Source organism: Thermococcus sp., assembly GCF_027066465.1.
In the GTDB taxonomy this organism is placed as follows: domain Archaea; phylum Methanobacteriota_B; class Thermococci; order Thermococcales; family Thermococcaceae; genus Thermococcus.
On record NZ_JAMONU010000074.1, the window covers coordinates 1 to 12,740 of the forward strand.

Sequence of the window (12,740 nt, forward strand, 5' to 3'; positions counted from 1 at the left end):
GCCCAGTTCAAGAGAATGGATGCACTAACCCTCTTCAGCGTTAGAAGGGTCGCCAGGGAAGTCGCGCCGGTCGTGAAGAGGGAGCGGAAGGGTTAAAACCGCAACTTTTTTATTAACTACATTTGTAATTTTGGTGATGAGCTCAAAAATAATCAAGGTTATCCTTCAAGAGTTGGCAATATTCACAACTGTTATTGTGATACTCTCCATCCTCACAGCCTCAGCGGAGGTATCCTGTGGCAACGCATCCGTAAGCAATGAACTGAATCCCCTCAAATTCCCAGAGTTGCTAAAGAGTCAGCTGAAGTACTCGCTCGACATCTTCAAGAACGAGGGGAACAGGGTAATCACGATACAGCACGGCAACACTACAAGCACTATAATAATTCCATCTCCCCACGAAACATTCGTATCGGTCGTGGGAACAACGCCCGGTAGGGCCATACTCCTGACCCTGACAATCTTATCGATTTCGCTCCTGCTTATCTTTATCATCGGTGTCGTATGGGGCCTTAGGGCAGGTTACAGGGGAGGACGCTCCGATAGACTCCTTCAGTTCCTCGGACCCGCGTTCTCCGCAATCCCCGGCTGGTTCTGGGCAGTTGCACTCCTCTGGGTCTTCTGGTGGAAACTCAGCGTTTTCCCCCTGAGCTACCTCGACTACATCCACAGGGCAAGTGTCGAGGGCAACGTAACGGTTCTCACCCATCTAAAGGGTCTCGCCCTGCCGATTATCACCTTAACCCTGGTAAACGTCCCGGTTTACGCTATGAACGTCAGGAACCTCGTGGTGAGGGCAAAGAACGAGGACTACATTCTGACAGACGTGATGAAGGGCCTTCCCGACGACAGGATAGAACGCAAGCTTCTCAGAGTTGTTCTTCCAAGCTTTCTAACCTTCACAAGCTACAGCTTCCTGAACCTGCTCATGAACGACATGGCCGTTGAGGTGCTCTTCAACGTCCCGGGAATCGGAAGGACGTTTCTGATTGGCGTTGGCATGCTGATTCATAGTGGATTTGGGGACATGTTCTTCTTCGCGAGTCTCGTCATGTCAGCCATGTACTTCATGAACGCCTCGATATTCGAGAGCCTGTACCTAAAGCTCGACCCGAGGGTGAGGCGGGATGCGTAAGCTCTCAATCGCCATAATCGTTTTCTTCGTGGGTTTCGCTCTGGTGGGGCCCCACATGGTCGTGAGGGAGGGCATCCAGAACTGGAACAACATCACGTATTGGAAATACAACCCAACAGGCGTCCCGCCGGAGTGGTACGGGGAACTAACGGGGCTCCCCAGAACGGAATGGCTCCACGGGACTTACATCAATGGGAGTTTTGTGTATCGCTACGAGTTCCATTACAAGGAAGTACCCCAGGGCATCCTCGTTATCCCAAACCTCACGCGGGACCTCAGGGTAACCATCATTGACCCCAGAGGAAAGGAGTACCCGCTCTGGAACGGGATAATCCCAAATTCACTCAACCTCGGCACCCTCAGCTCATCCATAATGAATATCGCGGAGGAAAAGTGCAATCCGAAGCCCACCTGGTCCCAACTCCTCTTCCACAACCCGCTCAGGGCCATTTTTGCGGAACCCGGAACCGACTGCGTGTTTCACTTCAAGCCCATGAAGGGCACCTACACGATATTTATAACAGGAACCTTTGGAAAGCTCGAACCCGGCGATGAGCCGAGGGTCAGAATTCTCGGGATGAGCTACGGTAGAATGGGAACGGACTTCTACGGAAGGGACATCTGGACTGGCTATGCCTACGGTGCACGGGAGACAATAACGATTTCCATAATCGGGGCGAGTATCTTGGCGGTTCTGGCCCTTGCTGTAGGTTCACTAAGCGTCCTCTCCACCCGTTTTGGGTCTGTTATCAACGCCTTCTCGAAGGTTCTGACGTCAGTTCCGTCCCTCTCCCTTGCGGTTCTCCTTGTGGCGATTCTTGGCCGGGTTGAATCCGGTCCAAACCCAACGACCATCATCATACAGGTCAACCCGTACCTGATGGCCCTGATAGTGGCGCTGATATTCATAGGAACGTCCTCAAGGGAAATCCGCTCGATAGTCGAGGAAGAGCTGAGGAAAGACTACATAGAGTCGAGCAGGGCAATGGGGGCAAGCGCCCTCCAAATACTGAGGCTTCACGTTCTTCCAGTTCTGCTTCCCTATGTGATTTACCTGTTCGCAATTTCCGTGCCAGGGATAATAGCCTTCATCACCCTCCTCGGGTTCTTTAACGTCATTCCCGGGTTCAACTGGGGCACCATTATGAGCACGCCCCTGATGGGAGGAATAACGAAGTACGTTCCCTACTGGTGGGAGATAGTCCCTCTCGGCCTGTCCCTCGGACTAATAGCCTACGCCTTCATAGACCTTGGCAGGTTCGTCGAGGCAAGGTTCCTCGAAAGGCCTAAAACCTGAACTGGACAAGATATACAGGGTGGAAACCGTGGAAGCTCAAAGCATAGTATCCTTATTTCTCCTGCTGGCGTTCCTGGGGGTAAACCTGTGGCTCTCTTTCACGAGGTTAATGACGAGGGTAACCGGAAAGCTGTTCCGAAGGGCCCTTCGAGTTGACCTTCCCGAAAACGAAAAGAAAACACTCGAACGGCTCTTCACGCCGATTTGGATTGCGGTTGGACTCTACGGCGCCTGGAAAGTTCGGTGGGACTATCTGGCAATGCTCTTCGCGTTTCTGGCGTTCAGAAGCGGAGCCGGAGTTGCGAAGCTTCTCGTTTACAGCCACCACGACGGAAAGCTCCTTGAGGACACTGAGGGCAGGGTGCTGAGAAGCATCGCCAAGGTTACGAGACTCGGCCTGCTCCTCGAGGGGACGTTCATACTCGCCTTTGCACTCGCATACAAGGCACTTTCAGTGGTGTCAACTTCGAAGGGCCCCGCCGGAGCGTTCATACTCAAGCTGTGGTTCCTCGGCCTTGTCTTCGGGTTCGCGTTCTCCTGGTTAATTGCAAGGAACAACAGGGGAATCCTCCTCAGGGACCAGGTTGCACTCGTGCTGTTCTTCGCTGGCAAGAAGACCGCCGAGAAGACCGGAGAAACTGTGGAGCTCGTAAAGTCCAAGAAGGACTCGCTGGCATCGCGCTTCAAAAAATGATTTAAAGGGCCCTTCGTTTCTTTTGCCATGCTCAGGTGCTCCCTCTGCGTCAACGACGAGAGAACTTCAAGGATTGACATCATCGACGGAAGGCCCCTCTGCCGTGAGTGTCAGGTCTACCTGAAGCACCCCGTTGACCGCGAAAAAATCAGGAGAGAACTTGAGGAGATTATGGGCAAGGTCGAGAGGGCCGTCGTTGCCTACTCCGGCGGAAAGGACAGCGTCGTGGCACTCTACCTCGCGAAAGAGGTGTACAAAGTTCCGGAGCTTGAGGCGGTGATGATAGACCACGGCCTTATGGCGGAGGAAGCGATAGAGAATGCGAAGAGGATAGCGGAGTATCTCGACGTTCCCTTCAGAATTCTGCGCTACGACTACTCCGATATCTTCAGAAACGCCCTTCTAAAGGCACAGAGCCCGTGCAGGGCCTGCTCAAGGAGGACGATGGAGAAGCTCAGGAAATACGCCCTCAGGCACGGATACATATATATAATAACTGGACACGAACTGCCCTTTGGCCACCACCCCTACAGGTTGATGAGCGGCGGAGTCATTCAGGTGAGGCTCCTCTCGATGATGACCGAGAAGGAGCGCTTTGAAATACTGAGAAAGCTTCCCTTTGAGTTCCCGGAGCTTCCGGGCTATACTACGAACTGCCTCATTCTCGGGCCGGCCCTACAGCTTTACTGGAAAAAACACAACCACAGCTTCGAGCACAGACGGATAGCGGCCCTTGTAAGGTACGGACTTATGAGCAGAGAACGGGCCGAGGAACAGCTCAAGAAACCAGAGGTTCCGGAAGAGCAGTGGAGGCTCGTGCTAAAGAAACTAGGGCTTGAAAAGGAAAAGTTGAACCTTTAGCAGAGAATCCACTAACCCCTGGACGAGAGGACGTTCCTGAGCTTCTCGAGGGCCACCTCAAGGACTTCCTCGGGGGAAACTTTAAAGCCACCTCCCTTGGCGAGGTTGTCGCTCCCGCCGCCCCCGCCGCCGACTTCCCTCAAAACCTCCCTCAGGAGTTCCTTCATCGAAACATCGAGTTTCTCGTTCTTGGCGAAGACAACGTAGTTTTTCCCGGCGAGGAGAACCACGGTGTTGGGGTTGTTCTCAACGAGATAGATTGCGAAGGCCTGTGCGTCCTTCATCGGCGAGCCCTCAACGAGAGTGATAACCCTGACCCCTTCGATTTCACGGGCATTTCCGAGGAGCGCCTCGGCCTTCCAGCGCCAGACTTCGTGCCTCAGCTTCGACTTCTCCTCCTCTAGTCTCTCAAGCCCTTCCCTCAGCTCCAAGACCCTCTTCCGGAGCGGTCTGTTCTTGTTGGGCATCTCGCCCAGCGCACCCCAGTAATCCCCGAGGATTTCGTTCAGAGCCTTCAGAGCCCTGTTGCCAGCGGCAAACTCTATGCGCCAGAGCCTTCTGCTCTTGCGGTAGAAGTTGAGAACCTTTACAATACCAATCTCGCGCGTGCTCTTCACGTGGGTTCCTCCGCAGGGGGTAACGTCGGCTGTTCCGACTTTCACTATCCTTATCGGGGGCCTCACCTTCTCGGAGATTGCCTTCCTAAGCCTTGCTGATAGCTCCTCGGGAAGCTCATCGTAGACCTCGACCTCAACCTCGGCGTCGCCCCAGACGATTTCGTTGGTCTTCCTCTCAATCTCATCTATCAGCTCCCAGCTCAGCTCGCCTGGGTAGTCAATCTCAATCTTGTTGTACTCGGGGAATATCTGGAAGCCCGTGGTGTCGGCATCGAGGAGGCCCTTTATGACGGCCGAGAGGATGTGCTGGCCGGTGTGAGCCCTCATGTTCTCGTAGCGCCACTCCCAGTCGAGGATTAATCTCACTTCATCGCCCTCACGAGGCGGTCTCCCCTCGAGTTTCCCCTCGTGCCATATTTCATCCTTTCCGTGAACCCTATCAACGATAACTCTGAAACCGTTTCCCTCAATCATTCCCCTGTCAGAGGGCTGACCGCCGCCTTCGGGGTAGAATATCGTTCTGTCGAGGAGAACCCTGACGTTACCATCGCGTTCCTCAGCCCGAAGAATCCTAGCCTTGGCTTCCCTCAGGTAGGGGTCCCTGTAAAAGAGCTTTTCAGTCATGGCACCACCAGATGGAAATAGAAATGGTCAAATAAAAGGTTAACCGCCGGAGCGGGACTCTATGAGGGCCTTAACCCTCTTGAGCCTGAAGAAGTTCTCGCGCTCCATCTCGTCGAGCCTCTGCTTGATGAACTTAACGGTGGCCTCCATGCGCGGGATTATTATGTACTCAAGTGCGTTGACGCGCCTCTTCGTGGTCTCTATTTCCTTGGCGAGCCTTTTCAGGGTCTCTTCAACTTCGGCGAGGCGAACCGCCAGGTCAAGAACCTCCTCGAACTTCTCGGCCACGAGGTCAACCTTAGCGGAGCTCGAAACGAATGCGTAGCCGCGCTCGCCCGCGCTTCTCTTAAAGCTCTCGGCCTCTATGAGAGGCACGGGAACGCCCATGACGTTCCTCTTCCTTATCTTTACCTCTTTGTTCGGCTTCACTGAAAGGCTTATCTCCTTGAGGCGGAGCGTTCCAACGTCAATCTCCGCCAGCTGAAGCGACTCAAAGGCCTCCTCCATCTTGAGGTTGAGCTCCCGCCTCAGCTCAAGCGCCTCGTCGTAGATTGTAAAGAACTCCATGATTAGGGCATCCTGCTTGTCCTTGAGGAGCTTGTGGCCCTTCTTGGCCAGCTGGATGCGCCTCTTCAGGTTGAGGAGCTCCATTCGCGTCGGCTTCACGTTGAGCAGTTCTGCCATCTCGACCACCTAAAAAGCTGGTGGGGGCTCACTCGCCCCTCTTCCTGTACTTGGGGTGGTACTTGAGGATGAACTCCTTCCTGACGCGCTTGAGCTCGCTCTCCGGAAGCTCCGCCAGGAGCTCCCAGCCGAGGTCGAGGGTCTCGAAGATGCTCCTGTCTTCATCATACCTCTGGGCGACGAACTCCCTCTCAAACCTGTCCGCGAACTTGAGGTACTTCCTGTCGGTCTCGCTCAAAGCTTCCTCACCGACGACGGCGACGAGGTCCCTGAGGGAGCGTCCCTCGGCGTAGGCCGCGTAGAGCTGCTGGGCCAGCTGCGGGTGGTCCTCTCTGGTTCTTCCCTTACCGATACCGTCCTTCATCAGACGGCTCAAACTCGGAAGGACGTCGATTGGCGGGTAGATGCCCCTTCTGTGAAGCTCCCTGCTGAGGACTATCTGGCCCTCGGTGATGTAACCGGTCAAGTCTGGAATCGGGTGGGTAATATCGTCGTCGGGCATCGTGAGGATTGGCATCTGGGTTATGCTTCCCTTCTTGCCCCTGACACGGCCTGCCCTTTCGTAGATTGTCGCCAAATCGGTGTACATGTAACCCGGATAACCGCGCCTTCCGGGAACCTCTTCCCTCGCCGCTGAAATCTCACGCAAAGCTTCCGCGTAGTTGGTCATGTCCGTGAGGATAACCAGAACCTGCATGTCGTAGTCGAAAGCCAGATACTCTGCAACGGTCAGGGCCATACGCGGGGTGATGATACGCTCGATTGCCGGGTCGTCGGCGAGGTTGAGGAACAGGACGGCCCTCTCTATTGCTCCTGTCTCCTCGAAGCTCTTCTTGAAGAAGTTGGCCTCTTCATAGGTGATACCCATAGCCGCGAAGACCACTGCAAACTGCTCCTTCTCACCGAGGACCTTCGCCTGCCTCGCTATCTGTGCAGCCAGCATGTTGTGCGGCAAACCCGAACCGCTGAATATCGGAAGCTTCTGACCGCGAACGAGGGTGTTCATGCCGTCTATCGCGCTTATACCGGTCTGGATGAAGTCCCTTGGATAGGCCCTCGCGACGGGGTTGAGAGGAGCACCGTGAACGTCCCTCCTGTCCTCGGGGATTATCTCCGGCCCGCCGTCGATGGGCTTGCCGATACCGTTGAAGATTCTTCCCAGCATGTCCATTGAAACGGGAACCTTGAGGGTCTCACCGGTGAAGCGGACGCGCGTGGTTTTAACGTCGAGGTCGCGCGTTCCCTCGAAGACCTGAACTATCGCGAGGTTCTCCCTGGCCTCGAGCACCTGCCCCTTCCTCTTCTCCCCGGTCTCCGTCTCGACCTCAACGACCTCACCGTAGGCGACTCCCTTGACCCCCTCGACAATCATCAGCGGTCCGTAAATCTTGCTAACGGTTGAGTACTCCATTCCCGGCATGAGCATCACGCCCCGTACTTCTTGAAGAGTTCTTCAAACTGCTCGTTGGTTTTATCGATGAGCGCCCTAATCTTCTCGATATCGGGCTCGAACTTCATACGGCCTATCTCCTCCCTGACCGAGAGTCTGGCTATCTCGTCAACGGGGACGCCCCTGTCTATCGCCTCCATGGTCTTCTCGTAGAAGTTGAGGATTACGCGCATCATGGTGACCTGCTTCTTCGGCGGGCAGTAGGTGTCAACCTCGTCGAAGGCGTCCTGCTGGAGGTAGTCCTCACGGAGCATTCTCGTAACTATGAGTATTGCCTTCTCCCTCTCCGGGAGTGCATCGGGACCGACTATTCTGACAATCTCCTGGAGTTCAGCTTCCTTCTGGAGGAGGGCCATGGCTGTGTCGCGCATCTTCCTCCACTCTGGGTCAACGTTCTTGTGCCACCAGTCCTGTATCGAGTCGAGGTAGAGTGAGTAGCTCCTCAGCCAGTTGATTGCCGGGAAGTGCCTCCTACGAGCAAGGTCGGCATCGAGGGCCCAGAAGACCTTGACGACACGCAGGGTGTTCTGGACAACCGGCTCGCTGAAGTCTCCACCCGGAGGCGAAACGGCACCGATGACGGAGACGCTGCCGACCCTCGGCTCGCTTCCGAGAGTGACAACACGGCCGGCACGCTCGTAGAACTCCGCTATCTTGCTCGCGAGGTATGCCGGGTAGCCTTCCTCACCTGGCATCTCCTCAAGCCTTCCGGAAATCTCACGCAGAGCTTCCGCCCATCTTGAGGTGGAGTCGGCCATCAAAGCAACGTCGTAGCCCATGTCCCTGAAGTACTCCGCTATGGTTATTCCGGTGTAGATTGAGGCCTCTCTAGCGGCGACCGGCATGTTCGAGGTGTTGGCTATCAAAACTGTTCTCTCCATGAGCGGCTTTCCGGTCTTCGGGTCCTTGAGCTTGGGGAACTCCTCAAGGACGTCGGTCATCTCGTTTCCGCGCTCGCCGCAACCGATGTAGACGACGACCTGCGCGTCGCTCCACTTCGCCAGCTGGTGCTGTGTTACCGTCTTTCCTGAACCGAACGGGCCGGGAATTGCTGCAGTTCCACCCTTGGCTATCGAGAAGAAAGTATCGATAGTTCTCTGTCCGGTGATGAGCGGGACCTCGGGCGGGAGCTTGTTCCTGTAGGGCCTCTTGCGGCGAACCGGCCAGCGGTGATACATCTTCAGTTCCTCTACACTTCCGTCGGGCTTCTTGACCTTTGCTATGACCTCCTCGACGGTGTAGTCGCCCTCTTCGGCTATCTCGACTATCTCACCCTCAACCCAGGGGGGAACGAGAACCTTGTGCTCGATGATGCTCGTTTCCGGAACGACGCCGAGGACGTCCCCGCCGGTTACCCTGTCGCCGACTTTGACGGTGGGCGTGAAGTGCCACTTCTTGTCCCTCGGCAGGGCCGGGGCGGTAAGGCCCCTCGCTATAAAGTCACCACTGAGCTTTCTGAGTTCGGTCAGGGGCCTCTGGATTCCGTCGTAAATCGAAGTGAGCAGTCCGGGACCCAGCTCAACGCTGAGCGAAGAACCCGTTCCCTCGACAGGTTCACCGGGCCTTATACCAGCGGTTTCCTCGTAGACCTGGATGACTGCCTTGTCGCCTTCGAGACGGATGATTTCTCCGATGAGACCCATCTCACCGACGCGAACGACCTCGTACATCTTGCTTCCCTTCATGCCGTCCGCAACGACCAGGGGTCCAGTTACGCGAATTATCCTTCCCATTTCCCTTCACCTCTTCAGCTCGACACCGATGGCCCTCCTGACTATCTCGCGGAGGGCCTCTTCACCAAACCTTGAGCCGGACTTGTCCGGCACCTGAAGGATGATTGGAATGGTAACGTCCGGCAGTTCAACCCTCTGGGCGAACTTCTCGGTTATGAGTATGATTCCCACGTCTCCCCTCTCGACCAGCTCCTTCAGCTTGTTCCTCAGCCTCTCCATTTCAAGGGGGCTATCCTCAAAGGAGTAAACCTCGTGGGCGCCGGCCAGCTTGAAGCCGAGTGCCGTGTCCCTGTCCCCCAAAACCGCTATCTTCATGCCACCTCACCCAAGAGTTCCTTTATGCGCTCGGGCTTGACGCCATCGTCTATGAGCTTTGCTATGGCCCTGAGCCTGCGGATTTCGGCTTCCTTTTTGAGGATGTAGCTTAGGGGCGTTGCCACGCTCAGCGGGTAGAACCTGTCAAGCTCCGACATTCTCTCGGATATGTAGGATTCTATGGCCCTCTCAAGGACGCTGAGGTCGCCCTCAACCCTCTCCCTCACGTCCCTGATAACCGCCCCGTACTTCGTTGAGTCCAGCTCCGCCAACGCCATTCCGAGGTCTTCCACGTGGAGCAGAGGCTCGAGGTTCACGGTGCCTCCCGGAATCAGCATCGGCCTTATCTCCTCAGCCGAGAGTCCCGCCCTCTTGGCCCTCAGGACGGTTAGGATGTTCAGCTTGTCTATCTTGAGCCTGACGAACTCCCCGAGGATTATCCTCTCGTCTCCCTTCCTGGAGAGGGCGTATTCGAGCAGTTTGGAGTAGTGCATTCTGTACAGCTCCGTCTCAAACTTCATCGCGTCAAGCTCTCCAAGGAGGAGCTTCTGGAACGGCTCTTCGTAGGGTGTTCCCTCGAGCACGACGAGTATCTCCTCGAGGCTTTTGGCTTCCGCCATCGCCTTGACCTTCGGGAGCATGGTTCCTATCTCAACAACGTAATCTTCAGCAGGCTCATCCGTCAGCTTGGCCTTCACGACGCTCGCGATGTTCCTAACGTCCCACTCCCCGAGGAGCAGCCTGAAGAACTCCCTCGAACGCTTCGGGAGTATCTTCATCATGAGCGTGTAAGTCCCTGCCAGCGCCCTCTCCAGGGCCTTTTCGACCTCCTCAAGAGTATAGCTTGAAACGTCCCCGAAGTAGTCCCTGTACTCGGTGTCCTCGAGGTTTACCACGAAGTTCTGCAGGCTTCTGCTCTCGGCCAGTTCGTTGAACCTCTGCTCCGAGAGGAGCTTCGCTTCCATGGCACGTATTCGGGCGTTCGGGTAGGAATACGGGGTGTACTTGTAGATGTACGAACCCGTCTTGTAGGCGACGTAGGTAAAGACCACGGCCAGCGTTGTGTTCAGTATTCCCGTCACTGGCTCCATCTCAATCACCCGAAGAGAGCCTTGGCGATGGTCGCTCTAAGCTCGCTTTCGAACCTCTCCATTCTGGCCTCAAACGTGTTGTCAACCCTGACGCTACCGTCCGGAGCTTCGACTATAACGCCCCCTATGACATCGACGGCCTCTCCGAGCCTTATCTCAACGTCTCTCCCGAGCTTCTCGGAGACGGCCTTCCTGAAGTCCTCCAGCCTCTCCGAAAGCAGCTTCACAGTTTTCGCGTTTGAGCGGACGACGGCCTCGCCAATCCCGAGTTCGGCGAGTCCCTCAACGGTTAGGTCTATTAGCATCGGATAGTACTCCTCCTCCGGAAGGCTGGAGAGCCTTTCCCGGAGTTGCCTCAAAACATCCTTTATAAGCTCCTCCTGAACGGCGAGCTTCCTCTTTCTTACCTCGAGGCGGGCGTTGGCTATTATCCTCTGCTTCTCTATCTCGGCCTGGGTCTTGGCCTTTCGGAGTATCCACTCGGCCTTGGCCTCGGCCCTCTTCTTTGCTTCCTCCTTGAGCTTCTCGGCCTCCTTCTGGGCCTCGCTGAGTATGTAGTTTATCTTCTGCTCGGCCTCCCTGTTTATCTCCTGGATTATCAGTTCAGCCCCTTCCATCTTCAATCCTCCTCAGGCTGTAAAAAGGAGAGGGTTCAGAGACCGACGCCGGTGGCAATCATGATGAGCGCGCCAACGAGACCGAAGATGGCCATGGTCTCGGCCATGGCGGCGAAGATGATGCCCTGGGTGAAGGTCTTCGGGTTCTTGGCAACGGCACCTATTCCAGCGCTCGCGATGATACCCTGCGGTATGGCTGAGAGTCCGGTGAGGCCGACGGTGAGGCCGGCACCGAAGAGTATGGCGCTCTTAACGATGTTCTGGGTCGTCGGCTCGGCGAACTTGAAGCCGCCGCCTATGATGCCCGCGCTGAGCAGGATGAGGAACAGCGTAATGAGACCGTAGATACTCTGGGTCATCGGCAGACCTTCGAGTATCAGCGCGTTCTTGAAGTTCTTCTCGTCCTCCGCGACGACTCCTGCGGCTGCAGCACCTGCAACGCCGACACCAAAGGCCGAGGCGGCACCCGCAATTCCGCTCGCGAGCGCCGCACCAAGGGCGACGTAAACTATCGGGTCCATTTCTCCAACACCTCCATCAGCTTTCCAGCTTCAATTCAAGCTTCGAAACTTCCCTCTTGGACTTGAAGGGGGTGAAGGGCCTGCCCTCACCCGAGTAAAAGGTTCCGAAGAACTCAACATACTGGAGACGGAGCGAGTGGACGAACGCTCCGAGGGCGTTTATGGCGGTCGAAAACAGCTGACCGCCGATGAAGACTATGATGCCGATTATTATCCCCAGCGGGACGACGCTTATCTTGATTCCCCAGACCATTCCCGCCAAAACGTTGACGACCATCGCTATTCCGCTGGTTGCCAGTGCGAGGGCCATAAGCCTTGCGTAGCTGAGCCACGTTCCCACGAAGCCGAAGAAGTCCGAGATTATCATCAGGGCCGCGAGTCCGCCGTTGGCGACTATCTCACCTATTGCAAAGAGGACTATGCCGATTCCGAAGAGCGCCTTGGCCGGGAGCATCAGCGAAGCTTTCTTGGTTGCAAAGAGGGCTATGGCGAGTATTATCAGCATCCAGGGAAGCTGCTCGAGCACAGCCCCCTTGGCGTCGCCGTTCTTCCACTTGACTATGAAACCTATGGTGTAGCCCGTGAACAGGTGTGCCAGGCCTATCGCAAGGGCGAGCGTCAGCACGAACATCGGGTCTTTGAGGGAATCGGCTATGCGCCAGAAGTGCGCGTTGGGGTTGCCCGTGATGTACTGAAGGACTATGTCACCGGCGTTGCCGAAGTAGCTGCCGAACAGGATTCCCATGAACATCGTAAAGAACGAGCTTATCAGGAGGGTGTAGGCGAACTTGTAGGTTCCGTCGTTGAACTTCTTGTGGCCCTTGACGAGCAGTGCCGCGACGATGCCGACGATGAGACCGTAGAAGAAGTCCGTGAGCATGAAGCCGAAGAAGAACGAGTACGTGAAGGCTATTATCGGCGTCGGGTCTATCTCGTCATACCTCGGAACGCCGTACATCTCGGTGAGCATCTCGAAGGGTCTCGCCCAGCCGGGGTTCTTGAGCTTAATCGGAATCTCCTCGATTTCCTCTTTGCTCGGCTCGCGGACGTTTATGTAGGCCTTTCCTTTGGTGACCTTCTTTATGCCCTCGAGAACCTTCG

13 protein-coding genes are annotated in these 12,740 nt (G+C 55.8%); 4 read left to right on the forward strand and 9 right to left on the reverse strand.

The genetic code is table 11. The features are described from left to right. Nucleotides 1-136: 136 nt before the first annotated feature. Genes MVK46_RS03325 through MVK46_RS03340 form a run of 4 tightly spaced genes read left to right on the forward strand, consistent with a single transcriptional unit; the run spans nucleotide 137 to nucleotide 3,987 of the window. Nucleotides 137-1,135, forward strand: coding sequence for an ABC transporter permease (locus MVK46_RS03325; RefSeq protein ID WP_297535232.1), 999 nt, complete (start codon nucleotides 137-139; stop codon nucleotides 1,133-1,135). Further along, a complete protein-coding gene (locus tag MVK46_RS03330) occupies nucleotides 1,128-2,432 on the forward strand; it encodes an ABC transporter permease (protein WP_297535233.1) in 1,305 nt (434 codons plus the stop codon). The genes MVK46_RS03325 and MVK46_RS03330 overlap by 8 nt, the downstream gene beginning before the upstream one ends. A gap of 28 nt (nucleotides 2,433-2,460) precedes the next feature. Beyond that, nucleotides 2,461-3,126 (forward strand): hypothetical protein, encoded by a 666-nt coding sequence (locus MVK46_RS03335; RefSeq protein WP_297535234.1) that lies wholly within the window; start codon nucleotides 2,461-2,463, stop codon nucleotides 3,124-3,126. A gap of 27 nt (nucleotides 3,127-3,153) precedes the next feature. After that, entirely contained in the window at nucleotides 3,154-3,987 is an 834-nt protein-coding gene (locus MVK46_RS03340; protein ID WP_297535235.1) for a 7-cyano-7-deazaguanine synthase, read from the forward strand. An 11-nt stretch (nucleotides 3,988-3,998) separates the two neighbouring features. On the opposite strand, the gene MVK46_RS03345 is transcribed toward MVK46_RS03340, so the two are convergent. The 9 genes from MVK46_RS03345 to MVK46_RS03385 all read right to left on the reverse strand — a co-directional run. After that, entirely contained in the window at nucleotides 3,999-5,228 is a 1,230-nt protein-coding gene (locus tag MVK46_RS03345) for a DHHA1 domain-containing protein (RefSeq protein WP_297535236.1), read from the reverse strand. Nucleotides 5,229-5,267: 39 nt separating this feature from the next. Continuing rightward, complete coding sequence (locus MVK46_RS03350) at nucleotides 5,268-5,912, reverse strand: V-type ATP synthase subunit D (protein WP_297535237.1); 645 nt, start codon at nucleotides 5,910-5,912, stop codon at nucleotides 5,268-5,270. 28 nt (nucleotides 5,913-5,940) lie between these two features. Further along, nucleotides 5,941-7,332: an ATP synthase subunit B gene (locus tag MVK46_RS03355; protein ID WP_297535243.1), complete on the reverse strand. Its 1,392-nt coding sequence runs from the start codon at nucleotides 7,330-7,332 to the stop codon at nucleotides 5,941-5,943. Nucleotides 7,333-7,337: 5 nt separating this feature from the next. After that, complete coding sequence (locus MVK46_RS03360; RefSeq protein ID WP_297535238.1) at nucleotides 7,338-9,095, reverse strand: ATP synthase subunit A; 1,758 nt, start codon at nucleotides 9,093-9,095, stop codon at nucleotides 7,338-7,340. A gap of 6 nt (nucleotides 9,096-9,101) precedes the next feature. Further along, nucleotides 9,102-9,410 (reverse strand): V-type ATP synthase subunit F, encoded by a 309-nt coding sequence (locus MVK46_RS03365; protein WP_297535239.1) that lies wholly within the window; start codon nucleotides 9,408-9,410, stop codon nucleotides 9,102-9,104. Next, nucleotides 9,407-10,507, reverse strand: a complete 1,101-nt coding sequence (locus MVK46_RS03370) for a V-type ATP synthase subunit C (RefSeq protein WP_297535244.1) — start codon at nucleotides 10,505-10,507, stop codon at nucleotides 9,407-9,409. The genes MVK46_RS03365 and MVK46_RS03370 overlap by 4 nt, the downstream gene beginning before the upstream one ends. Beyond that, nucleotides 10,507-11,118: a V-type ATP synthase subunit E gene (locus tag MVK46_RS03375; RefSeq protein ID WP_297535240.1), complete on the reverse strand. Its 612-nt coding sequence runs from the start codon at nucleotides 11,116-11,118 to the stop codon at nucleotides 10,507-10,509. The genes MVK46_RS03370 and MVK46_RS03375 overlap by 1 nt, the downstream gene beginning before the upstream one ends. A 35-nt stretch (nucleotides 11,119-11,153) precedes the next feature. Further along, complete coding sequence (locus MVK46_RS03380; protein WP_297535241.1) at nucleotides 11,154-11,639, reverse strand: V-type ATP synthase subunit K; 486 nt, start codon at nucleotides 11,637-11,639, stop codon at nucleotides 11,154-11,156. A gap of 16 nt (nucleotides 11,640-11,655) precedes the next feature. Further along, nucleotides 11,656-12,740: V-type ATP synthase subunit I (locus MVK46_RS03385; protein ID WP_297535242.1), on the reverse strand; the 1,085-nt coding region annotated here is incomplete at its 5' end.